General features: G+C 54.8%; 17 protein-coding genes. 11 read left to right on the top strand and 6 right to left on the bottom strand.

What is annotated here, in order from left to right; all coding sequences use genetic code 11:
* A partial coding sequence (locus tag RTK32_RS06165; protein WP_312042597.1) for a hypothetical protein occupies positions 1-1,019 on the bottom strand: 1,019 nt, incomplete at its 3' end.
* Entirely contained in the window at positions 1,016-2,512 is a 1,497-nt protein-coding gene (gene ravA, locus RTK32_RS06160) for an ATPase RavA (RefSeq protein WP_312042600.1), read from the bottom strand. The genes RTK32_RS06165 and ravA, both read right to left, overlap by 4 nt.
* Before the next feature lie 251 nt (positions 2,513-2,763).
* Here ravA and kup point away from each other — a divergent pair, with 251 nt between their 5' ends.
* The gene (gene kup, locus RTK32_RS06155) at positions 2,764-4,632 is read left to right on the top strand and encodes a low affinity potassium transporter Kup (protein ID WP_312042596.1); all 1,869 of its coding nucleotides are present in this window, start codon (positions 2,764-2,766) and stop codon (positions 4,630-4,632) included.
* Between the two features lie 166 nt (positions 4,633-4,798).
* On the opposite strand, the gene qseC is transcribed toward kup, so the two are convergent.
* A complete protein-coding gene (gene qseC, locus RTK32_RS06150) occupies positions 4,799-6,148 on the bottom strand; it encodes a quorum sensing histidine kinase QseC (protein ID WP_312042595.1) in 1,350 nt (449 codons plus the stop codon).
* Complete coding sequence (gene qseB, locus RTK32_RS06145; protein ID WP_312042594.1) at positions 6,136-6,807, bottom strand: quorum sensing response regulator transcription factor QseB; 672 nt, start codon at positions 6,805-6,807, stop codon at positions 6,136-6,138. Before qseB ends, qseC begins: the two co-directional genes overlap by 13 nt.
* 216 nt (positions 6,808-7,023) lie before the next feature.
* On the opposite strand from qseB, the gene RTK32_RS06140 reads away from it, so the two are divergent.
* Complete coding sequence (locus tag RTK32_RS06140) at positions 7,024-7,416, top strand: YgiW/YdeI family stress tolerance OB fold protein (protein ID WP_312042599.1); 393 nt, start codon at positions 7,024-7,026, stop codon at positions 7,414-7,416.
* 126 nt (positions 7,417-7,542) lie between these two features.
* Here RTK32_RS06140 and RTK32_RS06135 read toward each other — a convergent pair whose 3' ends face one another.
* The gene (locus RTK32_RS06135; RefSeq protein ID WP_312042593.1) at positions 7,543-8,418 is read right to left on the bottom strand and encodes a LysR family transcriptional regulator; all 876 of its coding nucleotides are present in this window, start codon (positions 8,416-8,418) and stop codon (positions 7,543-7,545) included.
* 105 nt (positions 8,419-8,523) lie between these two features.
* On the opposite strand from RTK32_RS06135, the gene budA reads away from it, so the two are divergent.
* From budA to rbsR, 9 genes are all read left to right on the top strand, one after another.
* Positions 8,524-9,306, top strand: a complete 783-nt coding sequence (gene budA / locus RTK32_RS06130; protein WP_312042592.1) for an acetolactate decarboxylase — start codon at positions 8,524-8,526, stop codon at positions 9,304-9,306.
* A 15-nt stretch (positions 9,307-9,321) separates the two neighbouring features.
* Positions 9,322-11,001: an acetolactate synthase AlsS gene (alsS, locus tag RTK32_RS06125; protein ID WP_312042591.1), complete on the top strand. Its 1,680-nt coding sequence runs from the start codon at positions 9,322-9,324 to the stop codon at positions 10,999-11,001.
* A gap of 16 nt (positions 11,002-11,017) precedes the next feature.
* Entirely contained in the window at positions 11,018-11,791 is a 774-nt protein-coding gene (locus RTK32_RS06120) for a (S)-acetoin forming diacetyl reductase (protein WP_312042590.1), read from the top strand.
* A 198-nt stretch (positions 11,792-11,989) separates the two neighbouring features.
* On the top strand, positions 11,990-12,409 hold the full coding sequence (gene rbsD, locus RTK32_RS06115; RefSeq protein WP_312042589.1) for a D-ribose pyranase: 420 nt from the start codon (positions 11,990-11,992) through the stop codon (positions 12,407-12,409).
* Positions 12,410-12,416: 7 nt separating this feature from the next.
* Complete coding sequence (gene rbsA / locus RTK32_RS06110; RefSeq protein WP_312042588.1) at positions 12,417-13,928, top strand: ribose ABC transporter ATP-binding protein RbsA; 1,512 nt, start codon at positions 12,417-12,419, stop codon at positions 13,926-13,928.
* Positions 13,925-14,881 carry a ribose ABC transporter permease gene (rbsC, locus tag RTK32_RS06105; protein WP_312042587.1) on the top strand — a complete coding sequence of 319 codons (957 nt, stop codon included), beginning with the start codon at positions 13,925-13,927 and terminating at the stop codon, positions 14,879-14,881. Before rbsA ends, rbsC begins: the two co-directional genes overlap by 4 nt.
* Positions 14,882-14,898: 17 nt before the next feature.
* Complete coding sequence (gene rbsB, locus RTK32_RS06100) at positions 14,899-15,780, top strand: ribose ABC transporter substrate-binding protein RbsB (RefSeq protein WP_312042586.1); 882 nt, start codon at positions 14,899-14,901, stop codon at positions 15,778-15,780.
* Positions 15,781-15,841: 61 nt separating this feature from the next.
* The gene (gene rbsK, locus RTK32_RS06095; protein ID WP_312042585.1) at positions 15,842-16,771 is read left to right on the top strand and encodes a ribokinase; all 930 of its coding nucleotides are present in this window, start codon (positions 15,842-15,844) and stop codon (positions 16,769-16,771) included.
* Positions 16,772-16,774: 3 nt separating this feature from the next.
* Positions 16,775-17,776, top strand: coding sequence for a ribose operon transcriptional repressor RbsR (gene rbsR / locus RTK32_RS06090; RefSeq protein ID WP_409451067.1), 1,002 nt, complete (start codon positions 16,775-16,777; stop codon positions 17,774-17,776).
* Here rbsR and mdtD read toward each other — a convergent pair.
* Positions 17,773-19,176: a multidrug transporter subunit MdtD gene (gene mdtD / locus RTK32_RS06085; protein ID WP_312042584.1), complete on the bottom strand. Its 1,404-nt coding sequence runs from the start codon at positions 19,174-19,176 to the stop codon at positions 17,773-17,775. The two genes, rbsR and mdtD, sit on opposite strands and share 4 nt — an antisense overlap.
* Positions 19,177-19,426: the final 250 nt, after the last annotated feature.

The raw sequence follows: 19,426 nt of genomic DNA, 5'->3' as shown, positions 1-19,426 counted from the left end.
TTAAACCCCCCCATCGAGCCTGAAGTTTCCACGCAGATAATAAAGGGGCCACGCGGCTGCTCATCATGCTGCTGGTGGCTGACCGGACGTAGCGAAACCCTGTCATGCCAGGCTTCCCCCTGTAGCCGATAGGTCAGCAACCGCTTCTCTACCAGCCTGCGGTAGAACTCCAGTTCCAGCTCGCTAATGCCCAGCGCAGCCAGTTCGGGGGGCAGCAGGCGCAGCACATCGTCGCTTTGATGAATGCCATTGACCTCTTCCGGTACGCTGGCTGGCTCTCTCACCAGCTGATGGAACGCCTCCAGCGGGGCATCCTCGCTCAGTATCGCTTTGGCTTCGCGGCTGCGGCCCAGCTGTTCCGCCAGTTTTTGCAGCATCGGCTGCTGCGCCAGAAAATCGCCGTAATCGACGATCAGCTGGTAGTCGCCGCGCTGTACCGGGCTTCTGCTCAGGTCCCACAGGCGCCCGGCCGCGCTCTCGCTGTCATCCGACAGAACAGGCGCCAGCTGACCGCTCATCGCCAGCCGTTGCTGTAGTTCCGCCAGCAGTTTTTCCCGCTCACTGTCGAGCAGTTGCTGATTCAGCGCCAGGGTTTGCAGCGTCAGACTCAACCGCCAGCGCTGTAAAAACAGCGTATGCTGCGGCTCGCTCATTATTTGACCGGCAGTAGTATGCGCGATTAGCTCGCGTGCTTTGTCTTTAAACGGCGACTGATGCGAATCCAGATAAAGAAGAATTTCCGGCAGCTTCAGGCAAAAGGCCTGATGGGCGAGCGGCTGGCACTGTTGAAAAAGCGTGAACTCACCGGCAAGCGCTTCCGGCACGGCTGTTTGCTTCAGCTGCGCCAGGATCTCCGATTTCCAGCGGGGCAAATCGTGCAACAGCGCCTTTTTCATGCCGGGAAATTTTTCAAAAAAAATGGCGAGCTGCGGGCTGGCCAACAGTGCCACGACCAGCTCTTCAATCAGCTCCCCTTCGCTGACCGCCAGAAAAGCGCTGAGCGTATCCAGCGATATCAACGGCGCACCTGTTTCAGCTGTTCTGCTACCTGCTGCAGGCTCTCCTCGATCTTCGCCAGCCAGTCGTCGCTGATAAACAGGCAGCGATGATACTGACTGAATAACGTACGCTGGGCGTAAAGCTGCGCCTCTGCCTCATCGAGCGCTTCAATAATCTCCTGTGGCAGCCCGTTTGCCAACGGTTGGCCCGGCAGCATCAACCGTGAAGTTTGAAGGCTGACATCACGTAACGTCAGGCAGTCGTTACCGTCTACGTGCAGGTCCAGCGTTTGGGCAAAACCGATTCCGTTAAGCTTGCCGCGCACTTCGCCACCTTTTTGCAGCCAGTGGTGCAGCGATTCACGGGCAATCACGATATGGCTCACCTGCATATCATGCAGCATTAATGGCTTTTGCAGCATCAGCGTCAGCGTATCGGCGGACAACGCTGCCGGCAGCTCGTAGTGGGGTTTACGGCTGAACATACCGCCGTGCTTTTCCAGTCTGATCGCCTGCTCTACGCTTTTCGCCTGTTGCAGGCTTAGTCGACGCGAAGCAATTTGTTGCAGTTTGATCAGCATCGGCTGCTGTTGCCACGCCTGCTGGGTGATCAGATTGTCGATTTCGCGATCCAGCAGCTTCATCGACGCGACGTCGTGCCACAGACAATCCTTCAGCAAGATCAGATCTACTGGCGCAATCGCTTTACGACCGCTGTAAAAAGCACAGGCCTGTAAAAGATGAATCGCTTTTTTCCAGCGGCGATCGGAGATATAAGGCGCTTCGGGCTGGTTTTCCAACTGCTGGCGCAGCATGAATATCAGTTCAAACACCTCGTCCGGGAGCGCAACCTGCGTAATGCCTTTTTGCCATTCGCTATACTCTTCATCAGTGATGCAGAGCGACTCCGCAACGGGATTGCTGTTCTCATCCTGCTGGTGGGTCAACATGCTGCGAAAGTTCTGTTTCTCATGCACATTATCCAGCCACAGCCGGATCAGCATGCGGTCATATAGCGCTTCCAGGCCGCTGTCGGCTTCGGGCAGCTCATTGGATGCGGTCACCAATAATCGCATTGGGATCGGTTCTTCACAGTCACCGTTGCGAAAGCGGCGTTCGTTGATGGCGGTCAGCAACGTGTTAAGAATGGCCGGTCCGGCTTTCCATATTTCATCCAGAAAGACGATTTCAGCATCGGGCAGATAGCCTTTAATCAGGCGCTGATAGCGTCCTTCATCTTTCAGCGCCTGAATGGAAAGTGGGCCAAAAACTTCTTCCGGCGTGGAGAAGCGGGTCATGAGATATTCAAAGGCGCGGGCGTGCTGAAAAGCATACTTCAGGCGACGGGCGATAAGGCTTTTGGCAATGCCTGGCGGGCCAAGCAAAAAAACGCTTTCACCGCTCAATGCTGCTAACAGACAGAGGCGGATGGCATGATGCCGTTCATAAAGTCCCTTTTCTAAGGCATTGCTAAGGCGAGCGATTCTTTCCGCCAGACGGTGAGGTTGGGACATCATCAAACATTCATCCTTTTCTACGTTCAGGCCAGGGTGACTGGCGAGCGCAAACACTACTGGCTATGATGCTTGAAAGAGTTGATATGCGTCAGCTTTTTTCTTGTCAAAGGGTGACACAGACCATTGAAGTCGCTTTCCACATTCCAATTAAGGATAGGCATTCGCAATGATTCGTGCATACTGTGCGTTTTTTGATGACCTGATGAGCCCGTACAATACAGCCATCAGCTCCAATAAAAGATATTCCTATGAGTTCTGATAAAAAGCAGTCCCTTGGTGCCGTGACGTTAGCGGCAATAGGCGTTGTCTATGGCGATATCGGTACCAGCCCCCTTTATACCTTAAGAGAGTGCCTCTCCGGCCAGTTCGGTTTTGGCGTTGAGCGCGATGCGGTATTCGGTTTCCTTTCGCTGATTTTCTGGCTGTTAGTGCTGGTGGTGTCGTTAAAATATATCAGCTACGTGATGCGCGCCGATAACGCAGGTGAAGGGGGAATTCTGACCCTGATGTCCCTGGCTGGCCGTCATACCGGTGCCAGAGCGACGGCGATTTTGGTCATCATGGGGCTGATTGGCGGCAGTTTCTTTTACGGTGAAGTGGTTATTACGCCAGCCGTTTCGGTACTTTCCGCTATCGAAGGGCTGGAAATTGCCGCCCCTAATCTTGACGCCTGGATCGTGCCGCTGGCAATAGCGGTGCTGACGCTGTTATTTATGATTCAGAAACACGGCACGGGTATTGTGGGGAAACTGTTCGCCCCGGTAATGCTGGTGTGGTTCATCATTCTGGCCATATTGGGCGTCCGCGGCATTATGGCGAATCCCGATGTGCTGCACGCGCTGAATCCTTACTGGGCAATCCACTTCTTTTTTGAATATAAAACCGTCTCGTTTTTTGCGCTGGGCGCCGTGGTGCTGGCCATCACGGGTGTCGAAGCGCTTTATGCCGATATGGGCCATTTTGGCAAGCTGCCTATTCGGCTTGCCTGGTTCCTGGCGGTGTTGCCTTCACTGGTATTGAACTATTTCGGCCAGGGCGCCCTGCTGCTGAAGCATCCTGAAGCGATAAAAAACCCGTTCTTCCTGCTGGCCCCTGACTGGGCGCTTATCCCTATGCTGATCCTGGCGACGCTGGCGACGGTGATCGCCTCTCAGGCCGTGATCTCCGGGGTTTTCTCACTGACCCGGCAGGCAGTTCGTCTGGGCTATTTACCGCCTATGCGTATCGTGCACACCTCTGAAGAAGAGTCTGGCCAAATCTATATCCCGGTTATTAACTGGATACTCTTTTTCTCTGTGGTCATCGTGATAGTAGGCTTTAAGCATTCCAGTAACCTGGCCGCCGCTTATGGTATTGCCGTGACCGGCACGATGGTACTGACCTCTATCCTCTGTACGACGGTGGCGATCAAAAACTGGCACTGGAACCGCTATCTGGTGATGTTTATCCTGTTGTGTATGTTGTGCATCGACGTTTCACTCTTCTCGGCCAACCTGGTGAAAGTGTTCTCGGGCGGCTGGCTGCCGCTGAGCCTGGCACTGGTAATGTTGGTGATCATGACGACCTGGAAAAGCGAACGTTTTCGTCTGCTGCGCCGGATGCATGAACACGGCAACTCGCTGGACGCTATGATTGTCTCGCTTGAGAAGTCGCCGCCGGTACGCGTGCCGGGCACCGCCGTTTATATGTCGCGTGCGCTGAACGTCATTCCTTTTGCCATGCTGCATAACCTCAAGCACAACAAAGTGTTACATGAACGTGTTGTGCTGCTGACCTTACGCACGGAAGATGCGCCTTACGTACATAATGTCCGTCGCGTCTCTATCGAGCAGCTTTCGCCTACTTTTTGGCGCGTGGTCGCGAGCTACGGCTGGCGGGAAACGCCTAACATGGAGGAGATTTTTCATCGCTGCGGGCTGGAAGGCCTGAACTGTCGGATGATGGAAACCTCCTTCTTTATGTCGCATGAATCGCTGATTATCGGTAAGCGTCCGTGGTATCTGAGGCTACGCGGCAAGCTGTTTATGGCGCTACAGCGCAACGCCCTGCGCGCGCCTGACCAGTTTGAAATCCCGCCAAACCGGGTCATTGAGCTGGGCACACAGGTTGAAATCTAAGAAGCCAGGGCCGACCGTTGTCGGCCCTTTCTTTTGGCTTTCACGACAATCCATGTGTTTCTCTGCCTGCCCTGAGAAACATTGCTGGCCTGTAACGGCCTTATTTTCCTGGCAGCACTTTCTGTTTTACCGGTATCCTCAGCCGTCTGACCCGACCAGATGAACATTACTGCCACGTCACCATAACCGCAAAGCCGCCGCCATCGACGTTGGCGCAGCGCATCTGCATGCCATGCAGTCGCGCAATACGGCTAACGATAGATAAGCCCAGGCCACTGCCTGATTTTTCCTGGCCCGGCGGCCGATAAAAGCGTTGCCCCAGGCGATGCAGATCTTCTTCGCTAACGCCAGGACCGTTATCCCTGACGGTAAAACCCTTCTCATTAATACTCAGCCGTACCTCGTTACCAGACAAGCCATAACGCAGGGCGTTTTCTACCAGGTTACGCAGCATCAACGAAAGCAGTAAAGCGTTGCCGCTACGGATCACGGGCAATGACGGCGCTTCCAGCACGATTTCCATCCCGGCCACCTGCGCCTGTGGATAATGATCGATCACCGTTTGCTGAAGCAGCTGACGAACATCCAGACTTTCGGTTGCCAGATCGGCCTTGTTGTCCAGCCTTGAAAGGGTAAGCAGTTGATCCACCAGGCGAGTTGCGCGATCGATACCGAGATCCAGATTTTTTAGCGCGTGGTGGCGTACTTCCTCATCATCGTGGGCTAGCTGTGCCACTTCTGCCTGTACCTTGAGGGCGGCCAGTGGGCTTCTTAACTCATGGGCGGCATCAGAAGTAAAACGCCGTTCGCGCAGCAGCATTTCACTGACGCGCGAGAACAGGGCGTTCAGCTCTGTCAGCAAGGGTTTTACTTCATGGGGCACCCGTTTTTCCACCAGCTGAGTACCGTCATCGGGCGTCCGCAGGCGCAGCTGGTGGGCAATTCTTTTCAGCGGCGTCAGCTCGCGTGTGATCAGCCACAGCAGCAACAGCAGCATGACAGGCAGCGCAATCAGCCAGGGGATCAGGCTGGTCTGGACAATATCGCGGGTCATGTCGTTACGGTATTCCCACTCCTGGCCGACCGCCACCACGTAGTGGTTATCAGGGGTAGACAGCCAGACCATGCGCCATAAATCGTCATCGTCACTGAGCCTGACATCGCTAAAACCGTTGCTCCGGCGATCAAAAAGAAAGTGCTTACCGTTGTCGCCATCATTCATCACCATGCGGCCATCTGCAGTGAAAATGGCAAATGCCAGCGCATCATCATCCTGCTCACCACGATGGTGCTTCAGCAGCTTTTTGGTTTTGGGCAGCGTTAAAGGTGCCTGGCTCAACTGGTTGGGGTCCATGGTCGTCAACCGTTTGGCAAACAGCATCAGCTGGGTATCAAACAGCTGATTGATATTATGCCGCGTCTGCCACCATGAGCCGATACTGGCCACTCCCCAGCAGATGAGCGTCAGCAGAAGAAAGCCCAGCATCAGGCGCAGGCGTAAGCTCAGCCGGTGCATGATAGCGCTCCCAGCGTATAGCCGACACCATGCACGGTACGGATGAAAGTACTGCCCAGCTTTTTACGCAGGTGATGAATATGGACTTCAACGGCGTTGCTGGAGACATCGTCATCCCAGCTGTACAATTTTTCCTCCAGCTGCGCGCGAGTCAATACGCGGCCTGGATTAAGCAAAAACAACTCCAGTAGGGCCAGCTCGCGCGGCTTCAGAGGCAGCGGCTCGTCATTTAACGTTGCGGTATGCGAACCGGACGCCATTGCCACTCCGCCGTGGCGCAATACGGGCTGTAGCTGGCCATGACGACGTCGAATTAATGCCTGTAGCCGGGCGGCAACTTCGCTCAGGGCGAAGGGCTTGCAAAGGTAGTCGTCTGCCCCCTGTTGTAACCCGGCGAGCCGCTGTTCCAGTGCATCCCGTGCAGTCAGGATCAGCACCGGCTCGTCCCGCCCCTGCTGTCGCCAGCCGCGCAAGATAGTCATTCCATCAATACCGGGCAAGCTTAAATCCAGCACCACCGCGTCGTAAGATGCCGCAGAAAGCGCCGCCTGCCCTGTTTTGCCCTCGGTAAACCAGTCAACGCTGAAGCCCAGTTTACCCAATCCTGCTTTAATGCCGTCGCCAATCAGGCGATCGTCTTCAATGACCAATATTCTCATGACGACTTCCTCTGTAATTAACGGTTTTATACGAAAGGCAACGGACGCTGTACAGGCAAAACGTGGAGAAAGAGGTTGTTTTACGGCCCGTCTCGCAAACCATACCTTTGACGAAGCCCCTTAAGATCCTGTTAAGAAAAATTTGGTTAACTGGGTCCTGACACAACGAATCGTGCAGCGAACGCTGCCTTACTCCATGGAATAAAGGTGACTATGATGAAAAAAACTGCCGCTCTGTTAGCCCTCACCGCGCTGGTTTCCGGCCCGCTATTTGCTGCTCAAAACGGGGGCTTTAGTGACCCGACTGCGCCAGCGGCTAACGTGCAGAAAGGCGGATTCAGCGGAGATGAGACCGTGGTTACCGTTAAGCAAGCGCAGGATCTGAAAGATGACGCCTGGGTGACGATGCGCGGTACCATTGAAAAGCGTGTCAGCGATGATGATTATATTTTCCGCGATGCGACCGGCACCATGAAGGTGGATATCGATCATAAGCGCTGGGAAGGCCAGAACGTCACGCCAAAAGATAAAGTCGAAATTCAGGGCGAACTGGATAAGGACTTTAATTCGACCGAGCTGGACGTGAAGAAGATCCACAAGCTGAACTGATGCAGCAGCCCCGGCGCTGCGACAGTTATACCGGCTGTCCGAGCATGCCACTGCTTTGTCTGTGGAAGAGAAAAGCAGTGGGGCTGGCTACGTTCTTAACGCCCGGCCAGCCCCACCCCGCTGAGGCTAGGTCGCCATCGCCGACAGATGCAGGACGGCAGGCGATCGGTCGAAGCGGCGCCAGGCCAGTGCAATATCCGTATTGAGCGTCGCGTCGTCAATGGGACGAAACACCACGCCGGGGTGAGCAATACAACACAGCGATTCCGGCACGATAGCAAAACCGAATCCGGCGGCAACCATGCCGATAGACGAGGAAATTTGCGGTGACTGCTGGCCGGTGTGCGGCTGAAAACCGGCACGCAGGCAGGCGCTGATCACCAACTCATACAGGCTTGGCGCAACTTCACGCGGAAACATGATCAGCGTATCGCCAGATAGCTGCGACAGTGGAATCTGCGTGTTAGTCGCCAGCAGATGACTGGCAGGCAAAGCGACAAGCATCTTCTCGCTGGCTATCACCTTCAGGTTAAACGCCTTACTGCTCTCACAGGGCAGACGAACGAAAGCGGCATCCAGTAATCCCTCCTGTAAATCATGCATCAGCGACGCCATATTTTGCTCACGTGTCAGTATGGTCATTGAGGGATAGCGCGCCTGAAAATCCTTCATTAAGGCAAAAATCTTCGGATGAAAGCCGACCGAGCTGGCAACACCCAGTGAAAGCTTACCTGTCACGCCGCGTGCTATCCCCTTGGCTTTCTCCAGCGCATGACCGGTCAGCTCCAAAATCTGACAGGCATCCTGATAAAAAGCTTCGCCCGCCTCCGTTAATTCCACGCCGCGAGACAACCTTTTTAGCAGCGGCGTACCTATTTCCCGTTCCAGACGCAGGATTTGCTGGCTGAGCGGCGGTTGCGAGATCCCCAGCATTTCTGCAGCGCGCGTAAAGTGACGCGTTTGCGCGACCGCGACAAAATAACGCAGATGGCGGAGTTCCATATTTAATTCGTCTCAAAGTGATGGGCTTTCTATATTGGAATTCATAACTGAATCGAGTCAACATTCAATTAGTAATTCTGAACTGTTCCAGCATAGAGGCATGTTATGAAACATTCTGTAACCGACTGTTTATGTGAGCAACAGCTGGTTTCAACCGTCAGCGCGCTCCGTCAACAAAGACCAGAAAGCGTCATCTATCAAACCTCTCTGATGAGTGCGTTGCTCAGCGGCGTATACGAAGGCAGCGTGACCGTAGCCGACCTGTTGAAAAAGGGTGACTTTGGTCTGGGCACCTTCAACCAGCTTGATGGCGAGCTGATCGCTTTTGACAGCGAGGTCTATCAGCTGCGTTCCGATGGCAGCGCACGGGAAGCCGATCCGCAGCAGAAAACGCCTTTTGCGGTGATGACATTCTTCCAGCCTCAGTACCGGCACCGCTTTTCCGCACCGGCCAGCCGTCAGGCTATTCACGATCTGATCGATAGCCAGGTGACGTCAGACAATCAGTTTTGCGCGCTGCGGATTAACGGTCGTTTTTCTGCCGCCTCCACGCGCACCGTACCTTGCCAGCATCGGCCCTATCGTTCTATGCCGGAAGTGCTTGGTCAGCAGCCTACCTTCCGGTTCAGCCAGCGCGATGGCGTGCTGATCGGTTTCCGGACCCCGCAGTATATGCAAGGCATCAACGTGGCGGGCTACCACGAACATTTCATTACTGACGATCGTCAGGGAGGCGGCCACCTGCTGGATTACCAGCTGGAGGAAGGCGAGCTTACCTTTGGCGAAATCAGCAAGCTTGTTATCGATCTGCCTGGCGACAGTGATTTTCTACAGGCCAATCTGAATCCGGAAAATCTGGATTCCGCCATTCGCGCCGTTGAAAGCTAATTCTGAGGAATCAAGATGAAAAATCCAACCGAAACCGCTCTCTGGCAGCACGGCGCCGATTTGGTCGTGGCGCAGCTGGAAGCTCAGGGCGTAAAACAGGTCTTCGGCATTCCAGGCGCGAAGATCGATAAAATGTTTGATTCGCTGGTGGACTCAACCATCCAGACCATTCCGGTACGCCATGAAGCAAACGCCGCTTTTATGGCTGCTGCGGTGGGGCGCCTGACCGGCAACGCAGGCGTTGCGCTGGTGACTTCCGGACCGGGCTGTTCGAATCTGATCACGGGCATGGCGACCGCCACTAGTGAAGGCGACCCGGTAGTCGCGCTCGGTGGACAGGTGAAGCGTGCCGACAGCGCCAAACAGGTGCATCAGAGTATGGATACCGTGTCGATGTTTCGTCCGGTCACCAAATATGCGGTGGAAGTAACCGATTCTAACGCGCTGGCGGAAGTGGTCTCTAACGCCTTCCGTCATGCTGAACACGGCCGCGGCGGTGGAGCCTTCGTCAGCCTGCCACAGGATATTGTTGACCAGCCCGCTCGTGGCCAGCTGTTGACCAGTAAAGGTCAGCTGCTACTGGGCCCTGCGCCAGATGCGGCCATTGCTGCCGTTGCCGCGCAAATGGCGAAAGCGAAAAACCCGGTCTTGCTGCTGGGACTGATGGCCAGCCAGCCGGCAAACAGCGATGCGATCCATCGCCTGTTGGAACGTAGCCGAATCCCGGTAACCAGTACCTACCAGGCGGCTGGCGCGGTTCGACAGGAGCACTTCTCACGATTCGCAGGCCGCGTCGGGCTATTTAACAATCAGGCGGGCGACCGTCTTCTGCGCGAAGCCGATCTGATTATTACTATCGGCTACAGCCCGGTTGAATACGAACCGGCCATGTGGAACAGCGGTGGTGCCACGCTGGTGCATATCGATGTGCTGCCTTCTGATGCCGATAACCACTATTTGCCTGATGCAGAACTGATTGGTGATATTGCCGCAACTATCGACAGGCTGGCCGAGCGTATTGAGACGCCTTTACAGCTTAGTGCGGGAGCCGCAGCCATTCTGGAAGATCGTCAACAGCAGCGTCAGCTACTGTCGATGCAGGGTAAAAATCTCAACCAGTTCGCGCTGCATCCGCTGCGGATCGTGCGCGCCATGCAGGACATCATCAACAACGACGTTACGCTGACCGTCGATATGGGCAGCTTCCATATCTGGATCGCCCGCTATCTCTATAGCTTCCGTGCTCGTCAGATCATGATCTCCAACGGACAGCAGACAATGGGCGTGGCGCTGCCCTGGGCGATCGGTGCCTGGCTGGTGGATCCGAGCCGCAAAGTGGTGTCGGTATCCGGCGATGGCGGCTTCCTGCAGTCGAGCATGGAGCTGGAAACTGCCGTCAGGCTTAAAGCCAATATTCTGCATATCATCTGGGTTGATGAAGCCTACAACATGGTAGCGATGCAGGAAGAGAAAAAATACCAGCGCGTCTCCGGCGTGAAGTTTGGGCCGGTTGATTTTAAAGCCTATGCGCAGGCATTTGGTGCCGCGGGCTTTGCAGTGGAAAGCGCGGCTGAACTGGAGCCGACACTGCGTAAAGCAATGGATGTTGACGGGCCTGCTGTGGTAGCCGTACCGGTAGATTATGCCGATAACCCGATGCTGATGGGCCAGCTGCATCTGAGCCAGATTCTTTAGTATTCAAGGAGATAATATGAAAACGAAAGTAGCCTTAGTTACAGGTAGCGGTCAGGGTATCGGTAAAGCGATAGCGCTTCGCCTGGCGAAAGACGGTTTTGCCGTGGCGGTAGCGGACTATAACAGCCAGACCGCGCGTCAGGTGGCCGATGAGATTGTCAGCGCAGGCGGTAAAGCAATGGCAATAACGGTAGACGTTTCAAAACGCGACCAGGTGATCGCTGCAGTGGAACAGTCGCGCAAAGAGCTTGGCGGTTTTGACGTCATCGTTAACAACGCCGGTATTGCACCGACCACGCCAATTGAAGAGATTACGGCTGAAATGGTAGATAAAGTCTACGATATCAACGTAAAAGGCGTGATTTGGGGAATGCAGGCCGCGATTCAGGCTTTTAAAGCTGAGGGACACGGCGGCAAAATCATCAATGCCTGCTCGCAGGCTGGCCATGTCGGTAACCCGGAACTGGCAGTCTACAGCTCCAGCAAATTTGCCGTACGCGGCCTGACGCAAACCGCTGCACGCGATCTGGCGGCGTTGGGCATTACCGTCAACGCTTTTTGTCCAGGCATCGTTAAAACGCCGATGTGGGATGAAATAGACCGTCAGGTATCCGAAGCGGCAGGTAAACCGCTGGGCTACGGTACGGCAGAGTTTGCCAAACGTATTACGCTGGGTCGCCTGTCTGAACCAGAAGATGTTTCGGCCTGCGTCTCTTTCCTTGCCGGGCCTGACTCTGACTATATGACCGGTCAGTCACTGCTGATTGATGGCGGAATGGTATTTAACTAATCCCTCTTGACCGCCTTTCCGGGCGGTCTTTTTTTGTCCTGTTTTGATGACCGGGCATTTTTCCTTCCTGTTCTGCCCCTTCAACAACTCTTAACGAAACGTTTCGATAGCGATCACAGTTCCGTAGCATGACGATTGTTTTCCGCCGCCGTTTTTTTACACTCCCGATCAGCGAAACGTTTCGCTCTGGAGTGAAAGATGAAAAAAGGCGCCTTACTGAATTCTGCAATCTCCTCCCTGGTTTCTCGCCTGGGCCATACCGATAGCGTCACGATCGGCGATGCGGGTCTTCCCATTCCTTCCGGGCCAGAACGCATCGACCTCGCGCTGACACCGGGCATCCCAGGCTTTATGCAGGTAGTCGACACCGTGACGAAAGAGATGCAGGTCGAAAGTGCCATCATTGCTGAAGAGATTAAGTCTCATAATCCACGGCTTCATGGCGAACTTTCCACTCTGCTCGAGTTACTGCAGCAACGTCAGGGGAATACCATTGCCGTTCAGTACGTCTCTCATCAACAGTTCAAACAGTTAACACAGCGCAGCCATGCGGTTATTCGCAGCGGGGAATGCTCGCCTTACGCGAACATCATCCTTGGCGCTGGCGTGACCTTCTGAGGCCGTCATGCAACCTTTATTGCAACTACAGGGCATTGAAAAAGCCTTCCCCGGCGTAAAAGCGCTTTCCGGTGCTTCGCTGGCGGTTTACCCCGGCCGCGTGATGGCGCTGGTCGGCGAAAACGGTGCTGGAAAATCGACCATGATGAAGGTCATGACCGGCATCTATGCCCGTGACGCCGGCTCCATTAAATGGCAGGGCGAAGAGGTTAATTTCAGCGGGCCTAAGGCGTCACAGGAAGCGGGCATCGGTATCATTCATCAGGAACTGAATCTTATCCCGCAGCTCAGCGTGGCGGAAAACATCTTTTTAGGCCGCGAATTCGTTAATGCTTTTGGCGGCATCCGCTGGAAAAAGCTTTATGCGGAAGCGGACAAGTTGCTACAGCGGCTGAACCTGCGCTTCAACAGCCATAAACTGGTGGGCGATCTGTCGATTGGCGATCAGCAAATGGTCGAAATTGCCAAGGTGTTGAGCTTTGAGTCAAAAGTCATCGTGATGGATGAGCCTACAGATGCGTTGACCGATACCGAAACGGCCTCGCTGTTTCGCGTTATTCGCGAGCTGAAGGCCCAGGGCTGCGGCATTGTTTATATCTCGCACCGCATGAAAGAGATTTTTGAAATATGCGATGACGTCACGGTGTTTCGCGACGGGCAATTCATTGCCGAAAGAGCGGTCGATACCCTGAATGAAGAGACGTTAATCGAAATGATGGTGGGCCGCAGGCTGGAAGAGCAGTATCCGCGCCTGAACCTCGCGCCGGGAGAAGTCCGCTTAACGGTGGAGAACCTTAGCGGTCCGGGGGTGAACAACGTCAGTTTTTCACTGCGCAAAGGAGAGATCCTGGGCGTAGCGGGACTGATGGGCGCGGGCCGAACCGAATTGATGAAAGTGCTCTACGGCGCTTTTCCACGCAGCGGCGGTAGCGTCACGCTTGATGGGAAAAACGTCACGACGCGCACGCCGGAAGAAGGCCTGCGTAACGGTATCGTTTATATCTCCGAGGATCGCAAACGCGACGGGCTGGTGCTTGGCATGTCGGTAAAAGAAAACATGTCTTTAACCGCACTCGATTACTTCAGTCACGGCGGCGGACGGTTAAAACATGCGGAAGAGCAACTGGCGGTCAGCGATTTTATCAAGCTTTTCAATGTAAAAACGCCGTCAATGCTGCAACCAATCGGACTTTTATCCGGCGGTAATCAGCAGAAAGTCGCTATCGCGCGTGGATTAATGACACGGCCTAAGGTGCTGATTCTGGACGAGCCAACGCGCGGTGTGGACGTAGGCGCCAAGAAAGAGATTTATCAGTTAATCAATCAGTTTAAACAAGAGGGGCTGAGCATCATTCTTGTCTCTTCTGAAATGCCGGAAGTGCTGGGCATGAGCGACCGCGTGCTGGTCATGCACGAAGGCCGCCTGAGCGGCGATTTTCCTATTGAACAGGCCACGCAGGAACGCCTGATGGCGGCGGCGGTCGGTAAGCAACATAGCGCGGAGTTGGTCACACCATGAGTACTCAAACCCTTCAGGCCAGCCGCGGCAAAGCGTGGCTGCTGGAACAAAAATCACTGATTGCGCTGGTGGTACTGATTGCCGTCGTTGCCAGTCAGAGCCCCAATTTCTTTACCCTGAACAATATGTTCAACATTTTGCAGCAGACCTCCGTCAACGCCATTATGGCCGTCGGCATGACGTTGGTGATCCTGACTTCAGGCATCGATCTGTCTGTGGGATCGCTGCTGGCGCTCACTGGCGCGGTAGGCGCTTCACTGGTGGGTCTTGAAGTCAACGCGCTGGTCGCGGTAGCGGCCTCACTGGCATTGGGTGCGTTGATTGGCGGGATAACCGGCACCATCGTCGCCAAAGGTAAAGTACAGGCATTTATCGCCACGCTGGTCATGATGCTACTACTGCGTGGTGCCACCATGGTTTATACCAATGGCAGCCCGGTCAATACTGGTTTTAACGATAATGCCGACCTGTTTGGCTGGTTTGGTATCGGACGGCCGCTGGGTATTCCGACGCCGGTCTGGCTGATGGCGCTCACTTTCCTGCTGGCGTGGTACATGCTGCACCATACTCGCCTGGGCCGTTATATCTATGCGTTGGGCGGTAACGAAGCGGCCACTCGTCTCTCCGGGATCAGCGTCAGCCGCGTCAAAATTACGGTGTACGCACTGAGCGGCATGTTGGCCGCACTGGCCGGCACCATTGAAGTTGCACGACTCTCTTCCGCTCAGCCTACAGCAGGCACCGGCTACGAGCTGGACGCCATCGCGGCGGTGGTGCTGGGCGGCACCAGCCTGGCAGGCGGCAAAGGACGCATCATGGGCACGCTGGTCGGCGCGCTGATTCTGGGCTTCCTTAATAATGGTCTGAATCTGCTTGGTGTTTCCTCCTATTACCAGATGATCGTCAAAGCCGTCGTGATCCTGCTGGCGGTGCTGGTCGATAACAAAAAATAACCCTACAGGAATCGAAAATGAAAATGACTAAAATGACGGCGCTGGCTGTACTGCTCGGCGCAACGCTAAGCGCTAACGCAATGGCGAAAGAGACGCTTGCGCTGGTAGTGTCCACGTTGAACAACCCGTTTTTCGTTTCTTTAAAAGAGGGTGCTCAGAAAGAGGCGGACAAGCTGGGCTACAACCTGGTGGTGCTGGATTCGCAGAACAACCCGGCAAAAGAACTGGCCAACGTGCAGGACCTCTCTGTCCGCGGCACAAAATTACTGCTGATTAATCCAACTGATTCCGATGCGGTAGGCAACGCGGTGAAAATGGCGAATCAGGCCAATATCCCGGTTATCACGCTCGACCGCGTGGCTGCTCAGGGTAAAGTTGTTAGCCACGTTGCATCCGACAACCGTCTGGGCGGCAAAATGGCAGGCGACTACATTGCGAAACGCGTAGGCGACAAAGCGAAAATTATTGAGCTGGCCGGAATTGCCGGCACGTCTGCTGCCCGCGAACGCGGCGAAGGTTTTAAAACGGCGGCCGATGCGCATAAATTTGTTATCCTTGCCAGCCAGCCCGCAGATTTTGACCGTACCAAGGGCCTGAACGTGATGCAGAACCTGCTGACCGCTCATCCGGACGTGCAGGCCGTGTTTGCACAGAACGATGAAATGGCATTAGGTGCAATGCGCGCATTGCAAACGGCGGGCAAATCTGATGTGGTAGTAGTCGGCTTCGACGGCACCGCGGACGGCGTAAAAGCCGTACAGGGCGGCAAACTTGCTGCCACCGTGGCGCAGCAGCCGGAGCAAATCGGCGTTATCGGCGTGCAAACGGCTGATAAAGTGCTGAAGGGCCAGCAGGTTCAGGCTATCAATCCCGTTGACCTGAAGCTGGTCACTCAATAAATCAAAGAAAAGCATGGCACGCGCCACCTCTCGCAGGTGGCGCCTTTTTCTGGACGCTCCCATGATTAAAACCGGCAGGCTGGCCGTGCTCGGCAGCATCAACGCAGACCATATTCTTAATCTGACCTCATTCCCTCGTCCCGGCGAAACGGTGATCGGCAAGCAATATCAGATTGCCTTCGGCGGCAAAGGGGCCAATCAGGCCGTCGCGGCCGGACGCAGCGGCGCGAATATCGCTTTTATCGCCTGTGTAGGCGACGACGATATTGGCCAGCGTATTCGTCAGCAGCTGGCGGAAGACAATATTGATATCGCGCCGGTAGACGTAGTCGCTGGCGAATCTACCGGCGTGGCGCTGATTTTCGTTAATGAAGAGGGCGAAAACAGCATTGCCATCCATGCAGGTGCAAACGCTGCTCTGTCGCCCGCTCTGGTCGAGAAGCATCGCCAGATTGTTGAAAACGCAGATGCGCTGCTGATGCAGCTGGAATCGCCGCTTGAAAGTGTGTTCGTGGCCGCAAAAATAGCCCGTCAGCACCATACCAAAGTTATCCTCAACCCTGCGCCGGCCATGCCGCTATCGGACGAGCTGCTGGCGCTGGTGGATATGATTACGCCGAACGAAACCGAAGCGGAAATCCTGACCGGCGTGGCTGTCGCTACTGATGAGGACGCGGCGCGGGCGGCATCAGTGCTGCATGATAAAGGTATTCATACCGTGCTCATTACCTTGGGTAGCCGCGGCGTATGGCTCAGCGAAGCGGGTAAAGGCGAGCGCATCGCCGGATTTAAGGTACAGGCTGTCGATACTATCGCTGCAGGGGACACTTTTAACGGTGCGCTGATGACCTCACTGTTGGAAGGAAAACCCGTGCCGCAGGCCGTGCGCTTTGCCCATGCGGCGGCGGCTATTGCCGTTACACGATCCGGCGCGCAGCCCTCGGTGCCGTGGCGTGAAGAGACCGATCGCTTTTTACAGCAGCAGGAGTAGCTCGTGCCCACTATGAAAGATGTCGCTCGTCTGGCGGGCGTATCGACGTCTACGGTTTCTCATGTTATTAACAAAAACCGCTTCGTCAGCGAGGCGGTACAGAACAAGGTTACCGCGGCGATTACCGCACTGAACTACGCTCCTTCTGCCCTGGCGCGCAGCCTTAAGCTTAATCAGACGCATACTATAGGGATGCTGCTTACCGCCAGCAGTAACCCGTTTTATTCGGAAGTAGTACGCGGGGTAGAAAGAAGCTGCTATGAACGTGGCTACAGCCTGGTACTGTGTAACACTGAAGGTGATGAAGACAGGATGAATCGTAGTCTGGAAACGCTGCTGCAAAAGCGCGTCGACGGATTACTGATCATGTGCACCGAGAGCCATCTTCCCTCTCCTGAAATCCTTAAGCGCTATCCTTCTATTCCTATAGTGATGATGGACTGGTCCCCTTTTGAAGGCGGCAGCGACATTATTCAGGACAATTCGCTGCTGGGCGGCGAAATGGCGACGCGTTTCCTGATCTCGCGTGGCTATACCCGTATTGCCTGCATCGCCGGCCCGCAGGACAAAACGCCGGCTCGTTCACGCCTTAATGGCTTTTATCAGGCCATGAAGCAGGCAGGTCTGGCGGTGCCGAAAAGCTATGTCGTCAGCGGCGACTTTGAATTTCAGGGCGGCTATCACGGCATGAATCAGCTGCTGGCGTTGAATCCACGGCCGCAGGCGGTATTTACCAGTAACGATGCGATGGCCGTAGGCGTTTACCATTCGCTTTACCAGGCGGGACTTTCGGTGCCTGTTGATATGGCAGTGATTGGCTATGACGATATTGAGCTGGCCCGTTATATGACGCCGCCGTTAACGACTATTCATCAGCCCAAGGACGAACTGGGCGAACTGGCTATCGATACGTTACTCCATCGCTTTGCCGATCCCGACGCCAGCCAGCAGCTGCTGGTGCTGACGCCGGAACTGATTGAGCGTGGTTCGGTGGCAGAATGCTAGGTGCGTTTTTTTCGCTTTTCTCTGTCGGCGATCAGATGCCGACCGTCACCAGGCTTCAGCAGCATAAAGACCAGGCCGGAAAGGACGGTTACTCCACCCATCGTCAGGAAAGTAGCATGGAAGTGATCGACAGTCGTGCCGTCAAAATTGCTGTAAAAACGGAGTACCGCAGCACTGACCGCTACGCCAAAACTAATAGCAAGCTGCTGGGTGACGGCCAACATACTATTACCGCTGCTGGCGTTGCTGTCGTTAAGGTCTGCCAGAGTTATAGTATTCATTGCCGTAAACTGAGTGGACATCGCCATCCCCAGCGCAAAGAGTGGCAGCAGCAACAGCGTCAGGCTGGCCGCAGGAGATTGTAACGCGAAGCTGGCAATCAGCACGCCGATGATTACGCTGATACCCGTCAACGTTTTACGGTAACCGAACCACCGTAATACCTGTGTTACCGTCGACTTTGCCAAAATTGAACCTAGTGCGGTAGGTGCCATCATGCAGCCAGCCAACACGGCCGTATAACCAAAGCCAACCTGGAGCATCAGCGGCATCAGGAAAGGAATGGAGCCGGTACCGAGGCGCGAAGCGATATTACCTAAAATGCCGACCGAGAAGGTTCGAGTCTTAAACATAGGAAGGGGAATCAGCGGCATTGGATGACGGCGTGCGTGCACTATATAAAGAAGAAGCAGAAGAATACCGCCGCTGGTGACCGCCAGCGCCAGGCTGCTGGCCACTATTTTCTCGCCAAACAGTTCAATGCCGCTGGATAGCAGCACCAACCCAATACCAAACAGCACAAAGCCGGTAAAATCGAAGCGGCGTTTCGGCGTGGTAAAATCCGGCATATATTTGCGGGCATAGAAGATGCCGAGAATACCCACCGGAATATTAATCAGGAAGATCCAGTGCCAGCTCGCCCAGGTCACCAACACGCCGCCAAGCAGGGGGCCGAGAACCGGACCGACCAGCCCTGGCATAGTCACGAAATTCAGCACGGGCAATAGCTCACTACGTGGATAGGCTCTCAGCAGCGCCAGCCTGGCGACGGGCATCATCATTGCGCCGCCAATCCCCTGCACTATTCGGAACAGAACCAGCATGGTCAGGGAGCTGGAAAGCGCGCACGCCAGTGAACCCAGCGTAAATAAAGAAACAGCAGCGATGAAGACCTTCCTGGTGCCAAAGCGATCCGCCAGCCAGCCGCTGACCGGGATCAGCATAGCGACAGTCAGGGTGTAGCTGATAACAGCGGATTGCATAGCGAGGGGCGAACGGTTAAGGCTTAAGGCGATGGCGGGAAGAGCGGTGTTCAATATCGTGGCATCCAGCGCCTGCATAAAGAAAGCCATAGCGGCGATCCACGGGAGTCCGGCCATACTGCGCGCGGATTTTATCATTGGGCATCCTTCTCAGTCGTTATTACCGACAGGAAAATCCTGCGAAGTAGAAAGAATAGCATCGGCAAGCATGTCACCGTGATGGATATAAAGGAGAATTTAACGTTGATTTGTTGGTTATATAGCCACAATAAGTGTGTTAATTGTTCGTTTGTTGAAAAAAGAAACGGTCGGAAGTTTTTTTTGCAGAAACGCTTGTCAGCCGTCAGAAACTCCCTATAATGCGCCTCCACTGACACGGAACAACGAC

The sequence above is a fragment of the Erwinia sp. genome (assembly GCF_031978025.1).
Taxonomy (GTDB): domain Bacteria; phylum Pseudomonadota; class Gammaproteobacteria; order Enterobacterales; family Enterobacteriaceae; genus Erwinia.
Note: the sequence above shows the minus strand (reverse complement) of the source record. Positions and strands in the feature narration are given on the sequence as shown.

Coding starts and splice junctions, on each gene's coding strand:
- ravA (WP_312042600.1), bottom strand. CDS start 2,512: ATGTCCCAACCTCACCGTCTGGCGGAAAGAATCGCTCGCCTTAGCAAT.
- kup (WP_312042596.1), top strand. CDS start 2,764: ATGAGTTCTGATAAAAAGCAGTCCCTTGGTGCCGTGACGTTAGCGGCA.
- qseC (WP_312042595.1), bottom strand. CDS start 6,148: ATGCACCGGCTGAGCTTACGCCTGCGCCTGATGCTGGGCTTTCTTCTG.
- qseB (WP_312042594.1), bottom strand. CDS start 6,807: ATGAGAATATTGGTCATTGAAGACGATCGCCTGATTGGCGACGGCATT.
- RTK32_RS06140 (WP_312042599.1), top strand. CDS start 7,024: ATGAAAAAAACTGCCGCTCTGTTAGCCCTCACCGCGCTGGTTTCCGGC.
- RTK32_RS06135 (WP_312042593.1), bottom strand. CDS start 8,418: ATGGAACTCCGCCATCTGCGTTATTTTGTCGCGGTCGCGCAAACGCGT.
- budA (WP_312042592.1), top strand. CDS start 8,524: ATGAAACATTCTGTAACCGACTGTTTATGTGAGCAACAGCTGGTTTCA.
- alsS (WP_312042591.1), top strand. CDS start 9,322: ATGAAAAATCCAACCGAAACCGCTCTCTGGCAGCACGGCGCCGATTTG.
- RTK32_RS06120 (WP_312042590.1), top strand. CDS start 11,018: ATGAAAACGAAAGTAGCCTTAGTTACAGGTAGCGGTCAGGGTATCGGT.
- rbsD (WP_312042589.1), top strand. CDS start 11,990: ATGAAAAAAGGCGCCTTACTGAATTCTGCAATCTCCTCCCTGGTTTCT.
- rbsA (WP_312042588.1), top strand. CDS start 12,417: ATGCAACCTTTATTGCAACTACAGGGCATTGAAAAAGCCTTCCCCGGC.
- rbsC (WP_312042587.1), top strand. CDS start 13,925: ATGAGTACTCAAACCCTTCAGGCCAGCCGCGGCAAAGCGTGGCTGCTG.
- rbsB (WP_312042586.1), top strand. CDS start 14,899: ATGAAAATGACTAAAATGACGGCGCTGGCTGTACTGCTCGGCGCAACG.
- rbsK (WP_312042585.1), top strand. CDS start 15,842: ATGATTAAAACCGGCAGGCTGGCCGTGCTCGGCAGCATCAACGCAGAC.
- mdtD (WP_312042584.1), bottom strand. CDS start 19,176: ATGATAAAATCCGCGCGCAGTATGGCCGGACTCCCGTGGATCGCCGCT.